General features: G+C 39.4%; 18 protein-coding genes and 1 riboswitch. Of the genes, 10 read left to right on the forward strand and 8 right to left on the reverse strand.

Going from position 1 to position 21,824, the window contains the following annotated elements; all coding sequences use genetic code 11:
• Window positions 1-87: 87 nt before the first annotated feature.
• Window positions 88-1,380: an O-acetylhomoserine aminocarboxypropyltransferase/cysteine synthase family protein gene (locus tag DSM02_RS04770; RefSeq protein ID WP_128764571.1), complete on the reverse strand. Its 1,293-nt coding sequence runs from the start codon at window positions 1,378-1,380 to the stop codon at window positions 88-90.
• 120 nt (window positions 1,381-1,500) lie between these two features.
• Window positions 1,501-1,608: riboswitch (SAM riboswitch) on the reverse strand.
• A 304-nt stretch (window positions 1,609-1,912) separates the two neighbouring features.
• Between DSM02_RS04770 and metK the strand changes: the two genes are divergently transcribed.
• The 3 genes from metK to DSM02_RS04785 all read left to right on the forward strand — a co-directional run bounded on the left by metK (window position 1,913) and on the right by DSM02_RS04785 (window position 4,543).
• Window positions 1,913-3,166: a methionine adenosyltransferase gene (metK, locus tag DSM02_RS04775; protein WP_128764572.1), complete on the forward strand. Its 1,254-nt coding sequence runs from the start codon at window positions 1,913-1,915 to the stop codon at window positions 3,164-3,166.
• Between the two features lie 89 nt (window positions 3,167-3,255).
• On the forward strand, window positions 3,256-4,182 hold the full coding sequence (locus tag DSM02_RS04780; RefSeq protein WP_128764573.1) for a 2-hydroxyacid dehydrogenase: 927 nt from the start codon (window positions 3,256-3,258) through the stop codon (window positions 4,180-4,182).
• Between the two features lie 118 nt (window positions 4,183-4,300).
• Window positions 4,301-4,543, forward strand: coding sequence for a hypothetical protein (locus tag DSM02_RS04785; protein ID WP_128764574.1), 243 nt, complete (start codon window positions 4,301-4,303; stop codon window positions 4,541-4,543).
• 73 nt (window positions 4,544-4,616) lie between these two features.
• Here the strand turns inward: DSM02_RS04785 and DSM02_RS04790 are convergent, their stop codons facing one another.
• The 3 genes from DSM02_RS04790 to DSM02_RS04800 form a co-directional block, all read right to left on the reverse strand.
• Complete coding sequence (locus tag DSM02_RS04790; protein ID WP_128764575.1) at window positions 4,617-7,322, reverse strand: carboxypeptidase-like regulatory domain-containing protein; 2,706 nt, start codon at window positions 7,320-7,322, stop codon at window positions 4,617-4,619.
• A 36-nt stretch (window positions 7,323-7,358) separates the two neighbouring features.
• On the reverse strand, window positions 7,359-8,192 hold the full coding sequence (locus DSM02_RS04795) for a GLPGLI family protein (protein WP_128764576.1): 834 nt from the start codon (window positions 8,190-8,192) through the stop codon (window positions 7,359-7,361).
• A gap of 63 nt (window positions 8,193-8,255) precedes the next feature.
• On the reverse strand, window positions 8,256-9,077 hold the full coding sequence (locus DSM02_RS04800) for a GLPGLI family protein (protein WP_128764577.1): 822 nt from the start codon (window positions 9,075-9,077) through the stop codon (window positions 8,256-8,258).
• A 125-nt stretch (window positions 9,078-9,202) separates the two neighbouring features.
• Here DSM02_RS04800 and DSM02_RS04805 point away from each other — a divergent pair, with 125 nt between their 5' ends.
• From DSM02_RS04805 to DSM02_RS04825, 4 genes are all read left to right on the forward strand, one after another.
• Window positions 9,203-10,723, forward strand: a complete 1,521-nt coding sequence (locus DSM02_RS04805) for a sensor histidine kinase (protein WP_128764578.1) — start codon at window positions 9,203-9,205, stop codon at window positions 10,721-10,723.
• Window positions 10,716-11,399 (forward strand): response regulator transcription factor, encoded by a 684-nt coding sequence (locus tag DSM02_RS04810; RefSeq protein WP_128764579.1) that lies wholly within the window; start codon window positions 10,716-10,718, stop codon window positions 11,397-11,399. Before DSM02_RS04805 ends, DSM02_RS04810 begins: the two co-directional genes overlap by 8 nt.
• Before the next feature lie 286 nt (window positions 11,400-11,685).
• A complete protein-coding gene (locus DSM02_RS04820; protein ID WP_128764580.1) occupies window positions 11,686-12,480 on the forward strand; it encodes a hypothetical protein in 795 nt (264 codons plus the stop codon).
• Between the two features lie 4 nt (window positions 12,481-12,484).
• Window positions 12,485-13,099, forward strand: coding sequence for a deoxynucleoside kinase (locus DSM02_RS04825; RefSeq protein WP_128760005.1), 615 nt, complete (start codon window positions 12,485-12,487; stop codon window positions 13,097-13,099).
• A gap of 10 nt (window positions 13,100-13,109) precedes the next feature.
• Here DSM02_RS04825 and DSM02_RS04830 read toward each other — a convergent pair whose 3' ends face one another.
• Window positions 13,110-13,637 carry a thioredoxin family protein gene (locus tag DSM02_RS04830; RefSeq protein WP_128764581.1) on the reverse strand — a complete coding sequence of 176 codons (528 nt, stop codon included), beginning with the start codon at window positions 13,635-13,637 and terminating at the stop codon, window positions 13,110-13,112.
• A 194-nt stretch (window positions 13,638-13,831) separates the two neighbouring features.
• On the opposite strand from DSM02_RS04830, the gene DSM02_RS04835 reads away from it, so the two are divergent.
• Genes DSM02_RS04835 through DSM02_RS04845 form a run of 3 tightly spaced genes read left to right on the forward strand, consistent with a single transcriptional unit; the run spans window position 13,832 to window position 17,639 of the window.
• Window positions 13,832-15,664 carry a flavohemoglobin expression-modulating QEGLA motif protein gene (locus DSM02_RS04835; protein ID WP_240673980.1) on the forward strand — a complete coding sequence of 611 codons (1,833 nt, stop codon included), beginning with the start codon at window positions 13,832-13,834 and terminating at the stop codon, window positions 15,662-15,664.
• A 2-nt stretch (window positions 15,665-15,666) separates the two neighbouring features.
• Window positions 15,667-16,719, forward strand: coding sequence for an ATP-grasp domain-containing protein (locus DSM02_RS04840; protein ID WP_128764582.1), 1,053 nt, complete (start codon window positions 15,667-15,669; stop codon window positions 16,717-16,719).
• 11 nt (window positions 16,720-16,730) lie between these two features.
• Window positions 16,731-17,639 (forward strand): M14 family metallopeptidase, encoded by a 909-nt coding sequence (locus DSM02_RS04845; RefSeq protein WP_128764583.1) that lies wholly within the window; start codon window positions 16,731-16,733, stop codon window positions 17,637-17,639.
• Between the two features lie 7 nt (window positions 17,640-17,646).
• Here DSM02_RS04845 and DSM02_RS04850 read toward each other — a convergent pair whose 3' ends face one another.
• The 3 genes from DSM02_RS04850 to DSM02_RS04860 form a co-directional block, all read right to left on the reverse strand.
• Window positions 17,647-18,675 (reverse strand): App1 family protein, encoded by a 1,029-nt coding sequence (locus tag DSM02_RS04850; RefSeq protein ID WP_128764584.1) that lies wholly within the window; start codon window positions 18,673-18,675, stop codon window positions 17,647-17,649.
• Between the two features lie 67 nt (window positions 18,676-18,742).
• A complete protein-coding gene (locus DSM02_RS04855) occupies window positions 18,743-21,139 on the reverse strand; it encodes a sodium-translocating pyrophosphatase (RefSeq protein WP_128764585.1) in 2,397 nt (798 codons plus the stop codon).
• A gap of 140 nt (window positions 21,140-21,279) precedes the next feature.
• A complete protein-coding gene (locus tag DSM02_RS04860) occupies window positions 21,280-21,807 on the reverse strand; it encodes an inorganic diphosphatase (RefSeq protein ID WP_128764586.1) in 528 nt (175 codons plus the stop codon).
• Window positions 21,808-21,824: the final 17 nt, after the last annotated feature.

Here is a 21,824-nt window from a genome sequence, read left to right on the forward strand (position 1 = left end):
TCAGTCTGAACTTGTCGAAGAATTTTTAATTTATAAACTTCGACAGGCTCAGTTTGACAACTAGATTAACTTCAATCTTCAGTTATTTTAAGCAGTTTCGGTTTGTTTAATCTCCGCAAATGCTGCTTTTAAATCATTTTTTAAATCCTCAATATCCTCAAGACCAACTGAAAGACGAATCAAATCTTTAGTCACGCCGGTAGATTCCTGAGCATCATCAGGTAATTGCTGATGAGTCGTACTCGCAGGGTGGATAATCAAAGACTTGGTGTCGCCAATATTTGCCAAAAGCGAAAAGATTTCGGTTTTATCGGCTACGGTTTTTGCACTTTCAAAGCCACTTTTAAGACCAAAGGTCACAATACCGCTTTGTCCTTTTGGAAGGTATTTTTTAGCTAAATCATTATACTTACTGCTCGCAAGTCCGGGATAATTTACCCAGGTAACTTCGGGCTGTGCTTCCAGCCATTCCGCCAGAGCCAAAGCATTTTCGCTGTGCTGCTTGATACGAATAGATAAAGTCTCTAAGCCCTGAATGATCTGAAACGCGTTAAACGGACTCAATGCCGCACCGTGATCGCGCAATCCTTCAACCCGCACTTTAGCGATAAACGCTGCAGGCCCCAAAGCTTCGTGGTATACCAGACCATGATATCCGGCAGAAGGCTCGGTAAACTCCGGAAACTTTCCGCTAGACCAGTCAAAAGTACCAGCGTCAATGATTGCTCCTCCTAAAGAGGTTCCGTTACCGTTGATGTATTTGGTCAACGAATGAATTACAATATTAGCCCCGTGCGCAATGGGATTTAGCAAAGCCGGAGAAGCCACCGTATTATCAACGATTAATGGAATGCGGCTCTCTTTCGCGACTGCGGAAATAGCTTCCAAGTCCAAAACATCAAGCTTTGGATTACCCAAAGATTCTACAAAAACAGCGCGTGTATTTTCCTGAATGGCATCTTTAAAATTGGATACCTCATCCGGATTTACAAAAGTTGTAGTTATGCCAAATCGCGGAAGCGTTACGCTCAGCAAATTGTAAGTACCACCATACAAACTGCTGGAAGCCACAATATGATCGCCCTGCTTTAAAAGCGTAAGTAAAGCTGTATTAATTGCAGCCGTACCCGAAGCGGTAACCACCGCACCAATACCGCCTTCAATAGCTGCAAGGCGTTGCTCCAACACATCATTAGTCGGGTTATTTAAGCGCGTGTATATGTAACCCGGCTGTGAAAGGTTGAATAAACCTGCCGCATGGTCTGAATCGTTAAAAACGTAACTGGTGGTTTGATAAATAGGCACCGCACGGGTACCGCCATTTACTGTTGTGTCGTGACCCGCGTGTAACGCCTGAGTCGAAAATTTTTGTGCACTCATTTTTCTGTTTTTTTGAGTTAAAACTAAATTAAACCCAAAGTCTGCTGCCGGTAACCGGCATTCGTTACAAGAAAAATGTTATTAAGAATCATAAAGTCATTTAAGAAAAAAATGACTCGTTAGTTATCTATCATCAGCTAAGCTGTTGTAGAATGTAGCACCTTCATCCCGGGGGAAGGGTTGCTAAGGCTTCACAGGGTCTAATCCCTCCGCCTTTCTTGATAACATTTCAGTAAGTATGTGAACTTTGTGAGCACAAATATTGCAAAACGTTTTAGAACTATGCAAACAAAATCGGTTTATTTTTATCAAATCATAAAATATCATAAGATTTTAAATCCTGTTTTGTAATACCTTCTAAATTTATACATTTGCCAGCCTAAAGAGGAAAGATTTGACTGATTGCAACCTCTTATGCCGATTGATTTTGGCGTAAAAAATGCTAAAGGCAGTAACACACTACCATTTTCATTGTATTTGTCAAATCGTTCTTCGACGTTTAATCCCAGTTACGGGAATAAAAAAATGCTTAATGGCTTATTTATTTACCTCAGAAAGTGTGTCTGAAGGACACCCTGATAAAATCGCTGATCAAATCAGCGATACCTTACTTGATAATTTCCTAGCTTTTGACCCGGAGTCTAAAGTAGCTTGTGAAACCCTTGTTACTACCGGACAAGTTGTACTAGCCGGAGAAGTAAAAAGCGACACGTACATTGATGTTCAAAACATTGCGCGGGGTGTGATCAATGACATAGGCTATACCAAAGGGGCCTACCAATTTAGCGGTGACAGCTGCGGGGTAATCTCTTTGATTCATGAGCAATCGCAAGATATCAATCAGGGTGTGGATCGCGCTTCAAAAGAAGAGCAAGGTGCCGGTGATCAGGGAATGATGTTTGGCTATGCAACTAAAGAAACTGAAAATTATATGCCGCTTGCGCTAGACATTTCGCATCGCATTATGATCGAACTGGCTAAACTGCGTCGCGAAGAAAAAGATATTCCATATTTACGTCCAGATGCAAAAGCTCAGGTAACTATTGAATATTCTGATGATAACATTCCGCAGAAAATTGTAGCAATCGTAGTCTCTACTCAGCACGACGAATTTGATGAAGATGAAAAAATGCTGGCTAAAATCAAGAAAGATATTATTTCGATATTGATTCCGCGTGTAAAAGCGGGGTTAACAGATGATTTAGCCAAACTTTTTAACGACGATATTACCTATCATATCAACCCAACCGGAAAGTTTGTAATTGGCGGTCCTCACGGAGATGCAGGTCTTACCGGTCGCAAGATTATTGTAGACACGTATGGCGGTAAAGGTGCTCACGGTGGTGGTGCATTCTCAGGTAAAGACCCTAGTAAGGTAGACCGTTCTGCAGCCTATGCGGCACGTCATATTGCAAAGAATCTGGTTGCAGCCGGTGTGGCAGACGAAGTTTTGGTACAGGTATCCTATGCGATCGGTGTAGTAGAACCTACTTCCATTTTTGTTGATACGTACGGGACTAAAAAAGTAGACCTCAGCAACGGCGAGATCGCAACAAAAGTGCGTGAGCTTTTTGACATGCGCCCCGCAGCGATTGAAGAACGCTTAAAATTGCGCAACCCTATTTATAGAGAAACTGCAGCTTACGGTCATATGGGTAAAGATCCACAAGTGATCACTAAAGTTTTTGAAAGTCCGTATAGTGGTAAAATCACCAAGGAAGTTGAATTATTCACTTGGGAAAAACTAGATTATGTTGATAAAGTAAAAGAAACTTTTAACTTATAGTTATAAATATCATAAACGCTTTAGAATGCCACTCACTACGGGTGGCATTTTTTAATTTTACTTAATAATTAAGATTTAAATTTTCAGTAATGGCCCTTCTACTTATTCGAAACGATAAAAATTATCAAGCGTGGATTGACGCATTAAATGAGGCTGACCCGTCTATTGAGGTTTTGACTCCAGAAACCATAAAAGATCCTGCAAATGCTACGATGGCTATAACCTGGAAAGCGCCAAAAGGCAGTTATGCAAACTATAGTAACCTCAAAGTAATCGGCTCAATGGGCGCGGGTGTAGATCATCTTTTTGAAGATCCTTCTTTACCAAAAGATGTAATCTTAACCCGTGTTGTAGATAATAAGCTTGCCAGTGATATGCAAGAATTTGTTTCGGCTTTATGCTTAAACCACATTAGAAATCTAAAAACTTATACCAAATTACAAAAAGAAGGAATCTGGAAACCTACTGATTACAAACGCGGAAAAGATGTCACGGTAGGTATACTAGGTTTTGGAACACTCGGTCAGGCTGTAGGTAGAATGCTTAAAGATATTGGCTTTAAGGTTTTGGGTTGGTCACATTCTAAAAAGAAAGTTGAAGGAATAACAAGTTTTACACAAAACGAATTGGATGACTTTTTATCTAAAGCTGAAATTCTAGTTTGTCTACTTCCTCTTACTGAAGAAACTGAGGGGATTTTAAATTATAAATTATTCAAAAAACTCCCAAAGGGCTCCTATCTGATTAACGTTGCACGAGGCGGACATTTGGTTGATGATGATCTTATTGAAGCTTTAAATACAAACCAATTAAGCAGTGCTGCTCTAGATGTCTTTCATAAAGAACCTTTACCTGAAGACCACCCATTTTGGAATCGGGAAGATGTCATCATTACGCCACACATCGCGAGTATGAGTAATGCGAAATCAGTTTCTGCTCAAGTAGCAGAAAACTATCAGCGAATGGAAAATGGTGAAGAATTAAAAAATCAGGTTAAAGCGGATAGGGGTTATTAGATAAGTATCATTTTTAACTGCTTACCGTTAAAAACCCCTAATTTCTTTTAAAATTGGGTTAATTTTCTAAAAAACACTCGAGTGAACCGGTATCTTGTTTCTATAAAATTTAAAAATTATGGATCAAGCAAAGTATGATGAAATGGAAAAAATGCTTCATAAACTGGAAGATATTAAAAATAGCCAGGAAAGCATTCTTGATAAGATCAACCACGTAATTACAGACCTTTTTCAAAATCCTGATAAAGATTTAGAAAAAACAATGGAAGAAGCCCATCAAAAAGCTTCTGACAACGTTGATAAAATAGCGGAGGCTATTGAAAATTATGAGATGAAAATTAATAAGCTTGAACAAGCTTAATCACACCTCAGAAAATCCTTAAAACTAAAAAGCCCGAAGCATTGCTTCGGGCTTTTATATTATAGAAGAAATTTTACAAATTATATTTCACCGATAGCATCACGATGCGCGGCATCACAAAATACTCGGTTGTGGTGCTGAAGTTTTCATTAAAACTGTCGTTGTTGAGCGATTCTACATTGAGTAAATTGGTACCGTCCAGACGAAATTCCCACTTGCTCTCTGGTTTTTGATACCGCAAAGAGGCTTCAAAAAAGGCGTACTCGTTTTGCACGGTGTCGTCTTTATCATAATAATTGTAATAACTCCAGTCTGCGGTAAAAGTAAAGCCCTTTAAAAATCGCACATCTACGTTAGCAAAAGGACGATCTGTAAAGAACGTGCGGTCGCTGTTTCCGTTTTGATAATTATTGATGCTTCGGTTGTAACCTACTTCAAAGTTGGGAGCATTTTTAAAATTGGTCTCCACACTTCCCTGATAATTCTGCGTAAAATTCTGCGACAAAGCCGGCTGATTGTTTACAATATTATTGAGTTCGCTATATGAAACGTTTCCGCTTAAATTAGCCTTCCATTTTCTAAACGTTTTTTGAAAACGCCCGTTGGCACTCAACACCTCATCTACAAAGTTACTGTTGATGGGCGATGAAGCCTGATTGATGCTGTTAATAGCCGTCTGACTTTTTATCGCATCAACTCTTCGAGTATAACTCACGCCCCCGTTCAGGTTTGTGAAGTTGAACATATTAAAGTTGAAGTAATTGAGGCTGGCCGTATGAAAAATCGCGTTCTCAATATCCCGGTTACCACGAAACATCCGGTTGTAGTTATTGAAAACATAGCCTTCGGCGAAATTATTAACGTCTGTATAATCGGCTGTCATTTGATAATTGAGGCGTAAGCTTTCGCTTTGCTTAAACTGCGCAATAGCAAATAAATCCGGAAGCAATTTGTATTCATTACTGCTGGTTTTGGTTCCCAACTGCTCTGAAGAAACCGTGTAGTTGTGCAGCGTCACACCAGGGGTAAATGTAAAAATTCCGGTTTTAAACTTGTAGTGTGCGCCTAAAAACACATCACTAAATTTATACGTCACGTCATTATTCAGGCTGTCTCCTGCAAAGGTATTAACGGTTCCGTCTTCTAAAATCTGGAAAATTCCTGAATTGAAATCCTGCCTGCTCAGCGTCGTCCCCACCGTAAGATTGAGATTGCTCTTGTCGTTGATCACGTAGTAATAATCAATCTTGCTATCCAGCTTATTCGTTTTGATCAGCTTATCCTGATTGATGTCAAAACGCGTTTTGCTTTGAAGCGTATCTAGCGGAAGGATTTCTGTAAAAGGCTGCTGCCCCAGGATCGCATTGTAAAAGGGATCTTCATTTTGATACAAATGCTGTACAAACCCGGCAAAAATATTCTTGTCGTCAAGCGTATAATAGGCGTTTAAGTTTTGATTTAAACTAAAGGGTTCATTGTCTTTTTGCTCAGCTATCGGGTTTCTAATGATCGTATCATTTCGGGTAAAAACCGAAAGCGCATCCGTCATTTCAGATTGCTGCGATTTTTTGGCTAAAACATCATAGTCAATTTGCAGCTTGTCATTCGGTTTATAAATGCTGCTGAATTTTGCCATCGCCAGCTGATTGGCCTGATTGCTGTTTTCAGTATTTAACTCCGTTGCCTGAGTTGCGATATAGTTCCGAAGAGAACGCTGCATAAAATCGGTAGAATTATCGCTAAACAAAGTAAAACCACTCAAATCCCAGGCATCTGAAGCTTCATAGCTGAAGTTAGCCGCAGCAAAATTGGTGTTGATTTCCTGAGCACGGTTGTTTTGCGTAACCAAAAAGCCCAGACCGCTGTCTGAAATGTTGAACGAGGTTCCACCGCGCTGGTTAAAATTGCGGAAACCTCCGGTAAAGTTGAAATAATCTCTGAATGTAAACGGCACATCACCGGTATTGTTGGTGTTCCCAATTAGGTTGATGCTCCCCTTTGGGCTGTAATAAAACAGCTTGGCACTACCCAGATAGCGGGTTTCCCCTCCATCGCCAATACCGCCCTGTACTTCACCAAACCAAAAGTTCTTTTTGCCTTCCTTCAGCTTTAGATTGATCGCCACGTTATTTTGGTCATTACCCAGACCGCGCATCTGGTCAACCTCATTGTAATTTTTCAATACTTCGACCTTTTTCAAGGCATCTGCCGGAATATTTTTAACTGCCAGCTTCGAGCTGCCGTCAAAAAAATCTTTTCCTTCAATCATCACTTTAGAAACCGTTTGGCCTTCTACCTGAATCTGTCCGTCATCATCAACCGTTACCCCGGGAAGTTTTTTAAGCACGTCGCCCAGTTTTTGCTCGGTACCGTTGGTAAAACTATCGGTGTTGTAAACAATCGTATCGCCGCGGACAACCACGGGCATCTCATAAACAATTTCCACATCATCAAGCTGGTTTGCAGCCGGCATCAGTACAAAATCCAGACTAAGATCTTCGGCGTCTTTGGCTATGCTAATCTCTTTTGTAGTGGGTGCAAGCCCCAGAAAACTGGCAACCAATGAGTAGGATGCTCCTGAAGGTAGATTAAATTGATACCGCCCATCTGAATTGGAAATCGCATAGGATTCCATCTCGCCCGTATCTGCTCGTGTGGCAATGATGTTTGCCAACTCAAGCGGGGTGCCTATGCTGTCTTTTACCGTACCGCTTACGCGTACGCTTTGGGCTTTCGCCGTAAGGCTAAGCAACAGAAATAAAGTAAAAATATATTTCATAGATTTTGGTTGATCGTGAATGTTGTCTGGTATGAACTAGCCTCGCCCGCGACCGAAACCACCACGACCGCCGCCCATACGCTCGCTCATTTCTTTGGTTTTTTCGGCTACGATTTTCTCGTACTCCTCCCGGCTTACTTCATCTCCTTTTCCAGGCATTTCGATCTCGAGACCACTCTGCGGATTGATGACGATTTTGTTGCATAAAATCACCGTAGGACCGGCATTAACCTCCAGGATTAAACCGGGTAATCCCCAGTATTCATCGGGTCCCTGACTTACGGGAATTTGCGGAGTGTACCACGCAGTGATTACCATTTCCTTTGGTGCTTCTGTAGCCGTAGTATCTGCCTGTGCGTTACGGTTTCGACGTAAAGCCTCCCAGGGATTCTGCTCAGTTTTCCGAACAGCAGTAGCCTTAAAAGCCGCATACTGACCTATCATTTTGCTTTCTTTCTCGAGCTTCCAGTCCAGTTTAGCAAGTGTGTCTTTGACTAAAAAAGTCTTGCCCATCAACTCATTTTGGCGCGCGTAGACATCGTCTGCAATGTTTTTATAAATTCCACCTTGCGAAAAACCGCCGCCCATAAAGCGCATTCCGCCACCGGCACCGGGAGCTTCCAGTTTTTCTTCCTCCTCGTAAATAGATTCATCTTTACTGAAGGAAAGCGTAAACGTCTTCTCAAGTCGACTCTTCATACGCTCGGCGATTTGCTTTTTCATCTGCTCGCTCATCTCGCGACCGCCGAAATTGTTCATGTCAAATGAAGTTTTAGACTGATAGGTAGCGATGCCGCCATCAAATTTTTGAGCCTGGGCAGGTAAGGCAAGTAATACTGCAAAGACCAGGAGTATGCTGTAGATTTTCATAAGTCAAAAAGTTTATCGCACTTGGACTCATGATTTTCAATTAGGTTTAACGCCCTAACTCACTTAACCCCCAATTTTTATAGTAAAGGTTTTGCCGTCTTCGCGGTTGCTGCTGTTGCGCTCAATCCATTCTTTCATTTTCTCCTCCTGTATGGCTTTCATACTGGCCTCGTCAACAATTTTGCCGCCTTCAGGAGCGTGAATTTCTATTTTATCTTCTGGATTGAGTACGATCTGGCTGCATAAAATACTTTGGTCACCATCCTGCACTTCCAGAATAAGACCCGGCAGACCCCAGTTCATCGCCGGACCGTGACTTACAGGAATCTGCGGTGTGTACCAGGCCGTGATCGTTTTAGTAAATGTGGTGTCTTTGGTTTTCATAGAGTCTGACTCAAAGGTCTGGCTGGTTACATCTTCGGTTCGGGTAGCTTTAAAACAGGTATAGTCGCCAATAGATTTGGTTTCTTTTTCCAGTTGCCAATCGGATTTCTGAAGGCTGTCCTGAACCAAAAAGATTTTCCCAAGCACATCTTCCTGCCGCTCATAACGCTTTGCTGCTGTATTTTTATACAAAATTTCCCGGCTCTGACTGATTTTAATCTGAAAACCTCCGGAACTGGCCACATCAGGCCTGGCCAGCTTCTCATCTTCTTTATAGAGTGATTGATTGCGGTCAAAAGTAAGAGTATACGTTTTTTCAAATTGCTTTTTTAGCTGATCTGCGATTTGCTTTTGCATCGCATCGGTCATATTCTTACCCTCCATCTTGAGGTCGACCTGACGTCTGGACTTATAGGTGGCGACGCCCTGAAAATCCTGAGCCTGTAATGCTTCCGCAAAAGCGAGAAAGAAAATAAGAATGGATAGCATTTTAATGTTCATAACTGTTTGATTTTTGATTGATTCTGAAACAAAGATGATCAGGAAATCTTTTGAAAACAGTTAACCAACGTTAACGAGTGTTAACCGAAACCTACAAACAGCTTTTTTACAGCTACTTTTGAAGTATGCAAAACCGCAAGTATTCGTATCTCATTTATTTTATTGCCGCCGTTATGGCTGTCACGCTGGCTATACAGGGGTATTGGAACTATAAAAATTATCAGGCCGGCAAGCAGCAGCTTATCAATGAAGTACAGGTAAGTCTGGATAATGCAGTAAACACATATTATACTATTCTTGCTAAAAAGAATACGATAGGGATCAATTTTGAAAACGATTCTTCTGCGAACCCCCTCAAAAATCCAAAAATCGACAGCCTCATACGAAAAATTGATAAAAGCAGTAAAGGGTTTAAAGGTTTAGATTCGATAAAAAATGATCAAATCGAAAACATTACTATTCTGAGGGCATCTAAAAACGACACTTTTTTCCAAGGTAAAGAGACACAAAACACTATCCTAAACAAAAAATATCGAGACACCGTGCTACGATTTACAATTAATAAATCAAATCGCTCAAAGCCTACAAACGACACATTACTCCGGTGGAAAGCTTTTGCATCTCAAATTATTGTTTCGATCAAAGAAGATACCATTCAACCTAAAAAAATGGACAGTCTTATTGAGACAGAATTATCACGAAAACAGCTTAATATTGATTATGGTCTTTTATTCATTGCAAAAGACAGTACCGCTCAAAAAGTAAATTCTGAATTAATAAACACCTCAAATCTTAACACCTCTTCAAATTCAAAGCTTCTACCCGATGATAGTAGTCTACAAATCTATTTTGCCAATATTTCTTGGGTAATATTGAAGCGTAATCTGCTGGGTATTGTATTTTCTACCATTCTGGTAGCTTCGGTACTCGCCTGTCTTATCTTTTTACTCAATATCATCAACCGACAAAAACAACTTGCCGAAGTCAAAAACGACCTCATCAGCAACATCACACATGAGTTTAAAACGCCAATTACAACAATAAGTGTTGCGCTGGAAGGCATTAAAAATTTTAATACCGAAAACGACCCGGTTAAAACCAGCAAGTATGTAAACACCTCAACTAACCAGCTTGATAAGCTTACCATGATGGTTGAAAAGTTGCTGGAAACCGCTACGCTTGATGGTGATAAACTCGCTTTTAACAAAGAACCTGTTATTGTAAATAATCTGCTCAACAATCTGATTACGAAACATCAAACGCTGGCTCCCCAAAAGCAGTTTTCGTTTGAAGATTCGGGTAATGCTATTGAGGTTTTCGCAGATGCATTTCATCTTGAAAACGCTTTTAATAATTTGCTTGACAATGCTGTAAAATATGGTGGAGATAGTATCGTTGTAGGCTTATTAACTACTAAGAATACATGTCAAATTACAATTTCTGATTCAGGTAAAACGCTTACCAAAGCAGAAGCAAAACAAATTTTCGAGAAGTTTTACCGCGTTCCAAAAGGAAACACCCACGATGTAAAAGGTTTTGGGATCGGACTGTATTACACCAAAAAAATCATTGAAAAGCACGGCGGAAGCATCAGCGTTGCTGTTAATGAGCAAACCACTTTTAAAATTGAATTACCCTATGTCTGAAAAACTGAACATTCTACTTGCAGAAGATGAGGCCGCTTTAGGGCAAATCGTCAAAGAAAGTCTGGAAACCCGGGATTTTAAAGTTGATCTCGCTGAAGATGGAGATAAAGCCTTGAAGCTATTCCGAGAACATGAATACGAAGCTTTGGTTCTGGATGTAATGATGCCCAAAAAAGACGGCTTTACGTTAGCGAAGGAAATACGGCAAGAGGATGATACCATCCCCATCATTTTCTTAACGGCCAAATCGCAAATCCGCGATGTAGTCGAAGGCTTTAGCATAGGCGGTAACGACTACCTCAAAAAGCCCTTTAGTATGGAAGAGCTCATTGTACGCATTCACAATCTGGTGCAGCGCAAGAACTTTCAGAAAAACTCCGAACTCCTTACAATAGGCGGCTATCTGTTTAATTTTCCGAAACAGACCTTGCAGTATGAAGATGACGAACTCGTTCTGCTCACGCATCGCGAGGCGCATTTGCTTTTTCATCTGGTTAAAAACAAAAATCAGGTGCTTGACCGTAGCCTGATCCTCAACAAACTTTGGAATACAGACGACTTTTTTGCCGCCCGCAGTATGGATGTTTTTATCTCTAAACTGCGCAAAAAACTAGCTAAGGACGAAAGCATTCAAATCATTAATGTGCGTGGTTACGGGTATAAATTGACATTATAAATTCCAAAGGTTGATTTGGTTGTAGATTGAAAAAAATTGCGAACTTTTTGGCGTAATTTTCTCAATCTTTCCGTCACTCATACCCTCTTTTTGCTGCCCACAGCATGGATATTTTCATTTCTAAACTGCGTAAAAAACTGGCTAAAGACGAAAGCATTCAAATCATCAACGTACGCGGTTACGAATATAAATTGACATTCTAAATAAAGAATTAAACACTAGGTAAAGATTCAATTTCAAGATTATTTTTAGAGGACGCTGAGTGTCTTTTTCTTATTTTTCCGAAATGCGGCTGCTTCTCTTTTTTGTACTCTTGATTTCACCTTTGATTAATGCTCAGGACGTTTCAACCATTACCGTAAGCCCTATAGACACTATTGCAACTCTTAAAGCTGATCAATTTATTGGGGTTGATTCCTACGGAAATTTCTATTACTTAAAAAACCGCGCACTTTATAAAAAAAGCAAAGAAAAAACCATTCAGTTTAGCGATTTAAGATTGGGACAAATAAGTTCAGTAGATTTTTTAAATCCGTTACGTATCACGGTTTTTTATGCCGAAACCAATACCGCACTTATTCTTGATAATACCTTAAATGAAATTACCCGCATTAATTTTAATGAGTCAGAACCCTTTAGAAATGTAAGTCACGCGCGCACGGCAAGTGACCGCAGGCTCTGGATATTTAATACTGACCTACAGCGCTTGGAACTTTTTGATTATCAGAATAACACTGTAGACAGCAATTTTACACCTCAGCCTGATATCGCTCTTGCGATCGCAGGAGATTTTAATACGTGCTGGGTTTTAACCGAAGCCTATTTATACCATTACAATCAGTATGGGAGCTTGCTTAGCAAACAAGAAAATAAAGCTATTTCTGATATTTTTTTATTTGATGAAAAGTTATTCAGTATTCAGAACGACAAACTTTTTATAAAGCTTGATAAAAATCCTCAATGGGAATTGCTAAAAAACCTTCCACAAGACAGTAATCAGTTTTATTTGAAAGGAGGAAACCTGTATCTTTACCGTCCTGATTTAATCTCAATCTACAAACTAAACCTACCTAAATCATAACCTCATGCACGTAGCTATTGCAGGCAACATTGGCGCCGGAAAAACCACTCTCACGAAACTTCTTGCAAAGCATTACAACTGGCAACCGCAGTTTGAAGATGTGGTAGACAACCCGTATCTAGATGATTTTTATAATGAGATGGAGCGCTGGTCTTTTAATCTGCAGGTTTATTTCTTAAACAGTCGTTTTAGACAATTGCTCGAGATTCAGGAAAGCGGGAAAGACATCATTCAAGATCGTACGATTTATGAAGATGCCCATATTTTTGCGCCTAACCTGCATGCAATGGGTTTGCTCACTAACCGTGATTTTAACAATTACAGTTCGCTTTTTGAATTGATGGAAAGCGTTGTACAAGGCCCTGATTTGCTCATTTACTTACGCAGCAGTATTCCTAATCTTGTAGCCCAGATTCACAAACGCGGTAGAGAATATGAGAACTCGATTTCTATAGATTACCTAAGTAGATTGAATGAGCGCTACGAAGCCTGGATTCACGATTACAACAAAGGTAACTTACTAATCATTGATGTAGACAACATCAATTTTGTGGATAACCCAGAGGACTTGGGAGATATCATCAACAAGATCGATGCTGAGATAAACGGCTTATTTTAAAACCAGTATCTTATCTTTCAATAAATACGTCGGCGATACTTTTTATTTGTTGAGGCGAAAGACCTGTATATTCCTTTAGCTTTTCTGAAAAACCAGCCACTTCTTGTGCAGAGTAAGGACAACCTAAGTTATTTCCTTTTTTATCTAAGGAATTGGTGAGCAGCTCCCTATTTTTATCAAAAATCAACCAAAAAGGTATTCCTGAGCGGGCTCCTTCTTGTTGCTCCAGAAATTCAGCAGCTCCGGGATTTTCCAGATCTTTTTTATCTTTTGCTTCCATTACGGTAAGGTAGGTTACTACAAAAGTATCTTCAATAGATTCACTGATTTGAGGATCCTTCAGTTGTTTTTCCATTTTTTTACACCAACTGCACCAGGAGGCGTGAAAGATCACTAACACTTTTTTATCCTCAAGTTGTGCTTTAGAAAATGCCTCGTTCAGGACTTCTTCTGTTGATTTTTGAGCAATTGCTTGACTAGATACACTAACAAATAAGAAGCATGTTAGAATACAGATTTTTGACAAATGGAATTTCATAGAAAAAAATTATAGAGGTAAGTTATAAAAAAATAGGACATCCTGTTTTGAAAAAGATTTTGCTCAACTTCGCTAAGGCGGTGTTAAAGCAAGTTCCGTTCCTGCCAAACTTCTCTTAAACCTGAGGCTTCAGCCACGAAAACGTTTGCTACAGATAGTTCTTTCTGCTAATTTGGTTACTCAAATATTGTAGAATGAATTCCATGTTAAACGAAACCATAGATCTTTTAGCAGATTTAGAACCCGGGAAGCGGACGATGAGCGAACTGCCTCACGGTGGTTTTATGGTGCTTGAACACGATGTACCTGCATTACTTATTTACCGCAAAAAACCTAAAGATAAAGCTACCCTACGTCTCGCCAGAACAGGTGCTTCCTATCTTATAATTGGCGATTCTCATTTTGAATATTTCAGAGACTTTATCAAAAAACTTACTGCTAAAATGGCGGAGCGTTTTGGATCTTTTGTTATGGTTGAATTGTATCGCGGAGAACCAGAGAGCACCAGTTTTATAATTAAAGGACCGGCTAATAAACTTCCGGCTTCCTTGGAAACCCTTTCTGAAGAACTTTCTGCACTAGACAGCAGAAGGTATCAAGTAAAACTAGATGCTGAAATAAGCCATACAAAGAACCGTCAAAAATCATGTGATGAACCTTTAATTGACATTGATGATTTAAAAAGCGCTGGTGGAACGTTACTTGGTTTAGAACTTCCGCCGGTTTATTGTAACAGATCTGGCAAGGTTTATCCGCTTTATTTTAGAATGTTTAGAGACAAGTTTGCTAAAGCGATTCAGAAAACGATTTATGAATTCATTAGAGTGCAAACCACGTCAGACATTCACAGCTATCACACGCTGGGACGCAGACGCATTCATGACGAGGTCTTAAAAATAGACCGCCAGATCACTGAAATTCAATCACGCTATGAATTTTTATGGCTAGTTGCTCCTGTAAATATTCAGGCGCTACGTAAAAAGTTTTTTGACACCAATTTTGAAGAAATAGACTCGTATCATTATCGCTTGCTTCCGGTAGATCCTGATTTGCTCAAACGCGAATTGTATAATTTAAGAATTGATGAGATCGATGACCCTTCGCTTTCCTATTTATATAATGAAAAGCGCGAAGAATTAGACAAAGAGCTCACAATGCTTAAAGAGCGTGGCTCTAAAAATTTCTTCTACAGTAGTATTCGCTTATATCAAGGTGTTCCGCGAAATGTTTTAGCCGAAGCAAAGCTCATTCTGGAAACCATTTCTGAGAATCACGAGGAAACTTTAGAAAAAACAATTGATGCACATCAGTTTCAAAAAATGGCGCAAACTGAATTTGATTTCTTTAAAGAACAAGCACCGCATTATGAAGGTACGGTTCACATAAGAAATGATGTCAATATTATTATGGTTTCTAATGGTGAGTTGTATTTGCCTGAAGATTATAAAATGACAGTAAATGAAGCTCAGGCATTGATTCAGCATGAGATAGGCACACACGCACTAACTCATTTTAACGGCAGTCAACAGGCGTTGAGCCAGCTTTCTGCAGGCTTTGCAGATTATGATGCAACTCAAGAAGGTATTGCAGTTCTTTCTGAATATTTAGGAGGCGGACTTACAGGGAATCGACTTAGAATACTCGCCGGGCGTGTCGTTGCGGGAGAAGATCTAATGAATGGTGCCGACTTTAAATCGGTTTTTCATCATCTATATACCGATTATGGTTTCACAAAAGAACGTGCATTCAATATCACTTCCAGAATGTTTCAGGGAGGTGGTTTTTTAAAAGATATTATCTACCTAAAAGGTCTCGTAGAACTTCGGGATCACTTAGGCAAAGGCGGTGATCTACAACCGCTACTGGCAGGAAAATTTGCTTTAAAGCACGTGGACATTATTAATGATTTAACGCAACGTGAACTGCTCAATCCGCCAAAAATTATTCCTCGTTATTTTAAAAACGAAGATTTTTCAACCAAACTAAATGCCTTTAAAGAAGGCATCACACTATCTAAAATGATCTAAAAATGAAAATATGTTTTGTTATAAGTGATGTAGCGACCGAGCCGGTAGGCACATCTGTAGTTTTAATGCGAAAAGCCCATCAACGGGGTCACGATGTTTATGTAATGAATGTAGGCGGTTTTAATTTTTATCAGGGTGCTCCCATAAAACTTACATCTAAATTGATTCCAAAGGATTTAAAATATAAAACGTCACAAGAATTCTGGGAACAGGTTCAGGGTGATGAATTAGAATGGAAATTACAAGATTCGTCTAAAATTGATGTGGTTTTCTTAAGAAACAATCCTACCGAAGAAACCAGCTCAAGACACTGGGCAGAACACTCCGGGATTTCTTTTGGGCGTATGCTACAGGAACAAGGTGTACTTGTACTTAATGATGCTGATGCTATGTCTAATGCATTTATAGACAAACTTTACTTTGAAGAATTACCGTCTTCTATTAAACCTAAAAGTTTGATCACCCGTGATAAAAATGAACTTCTGAAATTCTGGAAAAAATGCGGTAAAAAGATTGTATTAAAACCTCTTGAAGGTTCTGGTGGACAAAACGTATACCTTATTGATGAAGAGAAGAAAAATTTCAACCAGATCATTACCAGCTTAACAGAATTGGGCTATGTAATTGCTCAAGAATTTCTACCAGAAGTTAGTAAAGGGGATGTGCGTATCATATTGGTGAACGGTCGTATTCTTGAAGAAAATGGAGACCTAGCAGTTATTCGCCGCGTAAATAGTGACAAGGCAGAGTTTAGAAGTAATCTTTCTTTGGGTGCAACTGCAAAACCGGCAAAGCTCACCAAAGCAATGGAACACATTGTTGAAGTGACTGCCCCAAAACTCATCAAAGACGGATTCTTCTTTGTAGGTCTTGATGTTGTTGACGACAAGCTTATTGAGATTAATGTATTGAGTCCGGGTGGCTTAGATTATTGCGAAGAGATAGGTTTACCAGAATTTACAGATCCTGTGATTGAAGCTATTGAGCGCAAAGTAGCCTACAAAAAGTATTATAACCATAGTTTTTCAAACAAAGAGTTGGCTTCTATGCATTAAAAAATCTAGTCATGAACACATCACAAACTACCTATAAAAGAGTGTTGGGTGAATACACCTCACACAAAACCGGCCCTTTACTATTTATAAGTGCCGGAATTCACGGAAATGAACCCAGCGGATTACAAGCTTTAGAAAAAGTACTTAATGTTCTATCTGAAAACAAACCTGAAATACGCGGTAGATTAATTGCCGTTTCAGGAAATCGGGAAGCATTAGAAAACAATGTACGGTATATAGATGAAGATCTTAACCGTACCTGGACGGAAGAAAACATCGCTAATAAAATCACAGATACGCACGAAAAAAAAGAGATGTTTTGCATCATTGAGGTACTTAAAAATTATCCCGAGTCTCAGTATGAGAAACGCTATTTTTTAGATTGCCATACAACCTCATCAGCCAGTAAACCTTATATTTCTGTGCAAGATGTAAACGACAACGATAACTGGGCACATCAATTTCCGCCATATATAATAAGAGGATTTTCTGACATTGTTTACGGTTGTATAGATCATTATCTAAGTCGCATTGGGGTCACTGGTTTTGTTTTTGAAGGCGGTCAGCACGAAAGTCCTGATGCTGTAAAACATCATGAAGGAATGATCTGGCTAGCTTTGGCTAAAGCCTGTAATCTAGATCTAAATGAACTCAAAACGTATCCTGAAGCCGCTGCTTATATGGAAGCAATGAAAGCAGATCAAAAAACTTTTGAGATAGAACACCGTCACGAAATTAAAAATGGTGATACGTTTAAAATGGAACCCGGTTATGAAAATTTTCAACCCATAAAAAAAGGAGAACAGCTAGCGATTCACAATGGTAAAAAAATAATTAGTACCTGGGATGCATATATTTTTATGCCGCTTTATCAAGCCCAAGGTAATGACGGTTTTTTTGTAGTTCAGGAAGTAGAATAAACTCTGATTACTGAATTAAACCCAATTCTCGAGCGTGATCTTCTGCCATCACGCTCTCTTTGACTAATAATGCAGGGGTGACTTCAAAACGTTCTAGTAAACCGCGTACGCGAAAAACTCGCTTTTCGTGATTTACGCTGCGTAAGTAAATAGCTTTTATTTGCTCAGGGAATTCCTCTGCAATTTCTATATAAATATCTGCGTCGTGCTCGCCGCTATCCCCTATTAAAACAAATTGCATCTCAGGATAAGTATTCAAGATATTACGTATTTCGTGCTGTTTATGTGGTTTTTCCGGTTTGGGAGTGCGATCAAAAGGCGTTCTAAAATCACGTAGTAATATCGCTCCTTTCGGAAAATTATTATTCTTGATAAATGCCTGCAGATAGTGGTATAAATTCCACGGACTGTTACTCACATAGAACATAGGATTTGAAGCCTCGCCAGACTTTCCTAAATGCAATTTATTATAAAAAGAGGCAGCTCCTTTAAATGGTGTTCTGTTTCCTACATCTGTAAAAAGTGTATTAAATATTACGCGCCATTTTAATAAAGAAGTAACCCCCGTTCTTAAAATGGTATCGTCTATATCACTGATTACACCATACTCTGCTTTTTTAGATGGAATAAGCATCTGCCCCGGAAAGCGATTATCGTTCTGAATCAGCCGTTTTTGATTCTCATCATCATAACCCAACTCCAATTGCAACCAGCCCTGCTCATTTGTTAACCCTCGTAAACCATCCACTGCCTGGTCTACTTTAAAATAGCCTTCGAGGTCGGTTTTGGTATAAAAAACACGATCATCCGGTAACCTTATTTTCAATTTTGCATGAGGCAATTCATCACTACGGAATTGTTTATAGGCATTTTTAAACGCATTAGCGACACCCGTTTTATCAAAATTAACTCCTTCATCCTCTAAAGCCCTTCCTATCAAATATAAATGACCATCAGTACCATACGTTTGATACCCATGTATTTGCAAGGGATCTTGAGGGTGCAATCGTAATTTTTGTAAAACATCTTTCAGCATATCTTTAAATTAGAAAATCCCGATTGAGAAACCGGGATTTTTATGGTAAAGTTGTCTTAAGAATTCGTTATTGTTTCTGATGGTTTTCTACTTCTTTTACTAATATTTTCCCGTCACTAGTACTTGATTTACCCTTATAAGCTTGTAGTTTTTCATCGATCTCAGCTTCAGTGCCTGTCACTCTTTTTTCAGTAATCTGAACCTTTCCATCTACAGTTTTTGTTTCCGTTATTAAAGCACTCATCAGCTCTCCAGATTCCTTTTTAATTTTTACCTCAACCTGCATCTCTTGAGAATTTACCGCCATTCCATCGGAATGATTACCCAAAATCGGAGCGATAACCAAACCAACCAAACAGGTAAGTTTTATCAAAATATTCATAGAAGGCCCAGACGTATCTTTAAAAGGATCGCCCACAGTGTCACCGGTTACTGCTGCTTTATGTGCATCGCTACCTTTATATTCCATTTTACCTTCAATCTCTACGCCGGCTTCAAAAGACTTTTTAGCATTATCCCATGCTCCTCCTGCATTATTTTGAAAAATCGCCCACATCACTCCTGACACACAAACTCCTGCCATATAACCTCCCAAAGGTTCAGCTCCAAAAATCAATCCCATAAGAACAGGTGTTATTATGGTGATCAATCCGGGAAGAATCATTTCGCGTAATGCAGCCTTTGTTGAAATTTCAACACATTTGCCATATTCCGGCTTTCCGGTTCCTTCTAAAATACCCGGAATCTCTCTAAACTGGCGGCGCACTTCTTGCACCATTTGCATCGCTGCCTTACCTACTGATTGCATTGCTAATGCCGAAAATATAACCGGGACCATCCCTCCTACAAAAAGCGCTGCAAGCACATCAGCTTTAAAAATATTAATCCCGTCAATACCTGTAAAGGTTACATAAGCTGCAAAAAGTGCCAGAGCTGTTAATGCTGCTGAAGCAATCGCAAAACCTTTACCAACGGCTGCAGTGGTATTCCCCACAGAATCCAGAATATCTGTACGCTCGCGTACGTGATCTTCAAGCTCGCTCATCTCTGCCACACCACCTGCGTTGTCTGCAATGGGACCAAAAGCATCTATGGCCAGCTGCATCGCCGTAGTTGCCATCATCGCTGAAGCTGCAAGAGCAACACCATAAAATCCTGCTAGTTCATACGAACCGTATATTGCCGCTGCAAATAGCAAAACAGAAAAAAACGTTGACTTCATACCCACAGCAAGACCAGCGATAATATTAGTAGCCGCGCCTGTTGAAGAATTCTTTACAATATCTAGAACAGGGCCTTTACCTAAACTTGTATAATGCGCTGTAACTACAGAAATTAATGCACCAACAGCAAGACCTATACATGCAGACCAAAACACATTCATTGAAGGAATATCTTTATAACCTTCCCCAAAAAACTTCATCGACATAACCTCTGGCAACATCCAGTCTATCAAGAAATAACTTGCGATTAAGGTAAGTATGATTGCAACCCAATTTCCCATATCTAGTGCACGTTGCACTTGAGTTTCTTTAGCCTCATTATTTTTAATACTTACTAAAAAGGTTCCTAAAATGGATGCTAAAATGCCTACACCCGCAATCACAATAGGAAGTAAGATGGGGCCCATATTATTGAAAACATCTGTAAACTGACCATCTTGAGACATATCTTGTATGAGGTAATTTCCCAAAACCATTGCCGCTAAAACCGTTGCTACATAACTACCAAAAAGGTCTGCACCCATCCCGGCAACATCCCCTACATTATCCCCTACATTATCTGCAATAGTTGCTGGGTTACGCGGATCATCTTCTGGTATCCCGGCTTCTACTTTACCTACAAGGTCAGCACCTACATCTGCGGCTTTGGTGTAAATACCTCCACCTACGCGAGCAAATAATGCGATAGATTCAGCTCCCAAAGAAAAACCAGCTAGTGTTTCTAAAACCACAGTCATCTCGTTATAAAAATCTCCGCCTTCCGTTAGAAAACTTCCCATCAAGAATAAAAAGATCAAACTCAATCCCAGAACAGCAAGACCGGCAACACCCAATCCCATCACTGTACCGCCACCAAAACTTACTTTTAAAGCTTGTGGTAAACTTGTTTTTGCAGCTTCAGCAGTGCGTGCATTTGCATCGGTAGCGATACGCATACCTATATTTCCTGCAAGCGCCGAGAAGAATGCACCAATTATAAAAGCGGGAACAATTAACCAACTTGTCGTAACTACAACGTTTGATGTAATAAATAAAAGAACAGATGCGATAATGACGAATATAAGTAAGAGCCTATATTCTGCAGCTAAAAAAGCTAAAGCTCCTTCTTTAATACTTTTAGAAATACTCTGCATTTTGTCGTTTCCTGGTGCTTGTTTTTTTACCCAAGCCATTTTGAAGAACATAAAAAGCAGGCCTAAAACAGCCAATGCAATTGGCACATAAATAATATTTGATTCCATAAAAAGAGAATTGGTTAAGTAATACTAATGTAGTAAAATTGAGGTTAATATCATTTCTCTCTCAAATTACAGAAAATAATTTACAAAAAAAGACCGCTAAACAGCGGTCTTTTTTTTGTATACAAGAATGTATTTGATACTTAATCGATACTTACTTCTTCTTTAGGCACATCGCTATTAGCATAACGGTCTATACATTGTTTGATGATTTCTTTTGCTTCATTTACATCACCAAAACCACCTACATCAACTTTTTTCTTTTCAAGATCTTTATAAACCTGAAAGAAATGTCCGATCTCTTTAATCAAATGCGGATTTAAATCGCTTAAATCTTCTAAACGGCTTGCATTAGGATCGCTTACCGGTACGCAAATAATTTTTTCATCAGGACCTTTTTCATCAGTCATATGAAAAACTCCAATAGGCTTAACTTCCATCACACAACCTGGAAAAGTAGGCTCTGTAACCAAAACTAAAACATCAAGAGGATCACCGTCTAATGCTAAAGTTTCTGGAATGAAACCATAGTCTGCTGGATACATCATTGAAGAGAAAATCATACGATCGTAACGTATTTTTTTCAACTTAAAATCATATTCATATTTATTACGGCTTCCTTTTGGTATTTCGATCAGAACATCAAAAGTTGAAATACTATCTGCTGTCATATTTATTTTGGCTTTAA

Origin of the sequence: Leeuwenhoekiella polynyae (genome assembly GCF_004104075.1) — a bacterium.
Classification (GTDB): Bacteria; Bacteroidota; Bacteroidia; order Flavobacteriales; family Flavobacteriaceae; genus Leeuwenhoekiella; species Leeuwenhoekiella polynyae.

What these genes read in the sequence shown, in the direction of transcription:
- DSM02_RS04770 (WP_128764571.1), bottom strand. Translation starts at nt 1,380, where the DNA reads ATGAGTGCACAAAAATTTTCGACTCAGGCGTTACACGCGGGTCACGAC.
- metK (WP_128764572.1), top strand. Translation starts at nt 1,913, where the DNA reads ATGGCTTATTTATTTACCTCAGAAAGTGTGTCTGAAGGACACCCTGAT.
- DSM02_RS04780 (WP_128764573.1), top strand. Translation starts at nt 3,256, where the DNA reads ATGGCCCTTCTACTTATTCGAAACGATAAAAATTATCAAGCGTGGATT.
- DSM02_RS04785 (WP_128764574.1), top strand. Translation starts at nt 4,301, where the DNA reads ATGGATCAAGCAAAGTATGATGAAATGGAAAAAATGCTTCATAAACTG.
- DSM02_RS04790 (WP_128764575.1), bottom strand. Translation starts at nt 7,322, where the DNA reads ATGAAATATATTTTTACTTTATTTCTGTTGCTTAGCCTTACGGCGAAA.
- DSM02_RS04795 (WP_128764576.1), bottom strand. Translation starts at nt 8,192, where the DNA reads ATGAAAATCTACAGCATACTCCTGGTCTTTGCAGTATTACTTGCCTTA.
- DSM02_RS04800 (WP_128764577.1), bottom strand. Translation starts at nt 9,077, where the DNA reads ATGAACATTAAAATGCTATCCATTCTTATTTTCTTTCTCGCTTTTGCG.
- DSM02_RS04805 (WP_128764578.1), top strand. Translation starts at nt 9,203, where the DNA reads ATGCAAAACCGCAAGTATTCGTATCTCATTTATTTTATTGCCGCCGTT.
- DSM02_RS04810 (WP_128764579.1), top strand. Translation starts at nt 10,716, where the DNA reads ATGTCTGAAAAACTGAACATTCTACTTGCAGAAGATGAGGCCGCTTTA.
- DSM02_RS04820 (WP_128764580.1), top strand. Translation starts at nt 11,686, where the DNA reads ATGCGGCTGCTTCTCTTTTTTGTACTCTTGATTTCACCTTTGATTAAT.
- DSM02_RS04825 (WP_128760005.1), top strand. Translation starts at nt 12,485, where the DNA reads ATGCACGTAGCTATTGCAGGCAACATTGGCGCCGGAAAAACCACTCTC.
- DSM02_RS04830 (WP_128764581.1), bottom strand. Translation starts at nt 13,637, where the DNA reads ATGAAATTCCATTTGTCAAAAATCTGTATTCTAACATGCTTCTTATTT.
- DSM02_RS04835 (WP_240673980.1), top strand. Translation starts at nt 13,832, where the DNA reads ATGAATTCCATGTTAAACGAAACCATAGATCTTTTAGCAGATTTAGAA.
- DSM02_RS04840 (WP_128764582.1), top strand. Translation starts at nt 15,667, where the DNA reads ATGAAAATATGTTTTGTTATAAGTGATGTAGCGACCGAGCCGGTAGGC.
- DSM02_RS04845 (WP_128764583.1), top strand. Translation starts at nt 16,731, where the DNA reads ATGAACACATCACAAACTACCTATAAAAGAGTGTTGGGTGAATACACC.
- DSM02_RS04850 (WP_128764584.1), bottom strand. Translation starts at nt 18,675, where the DNA reads ATGCTGAAAGATGTTTTACAAAAATTACGATTGCACCCTCAAGATCCC.
- DSM02_RS04855 (WP_128764585.1), bottom strand. Translation starts at nt 21,139, where the DNA reads ATGGAATCAAATATTATTTATGTGCCAATTGCATTGGCTGTTTTAGGC.
- DSM02_RS04860 (WP_128764586.1), bottom strand. Translation starts at nt 21,807, where the DNA reads ATGACAGCAGATAGTATTTCAACTTTTGATGTTCTGATCGAAATACCA.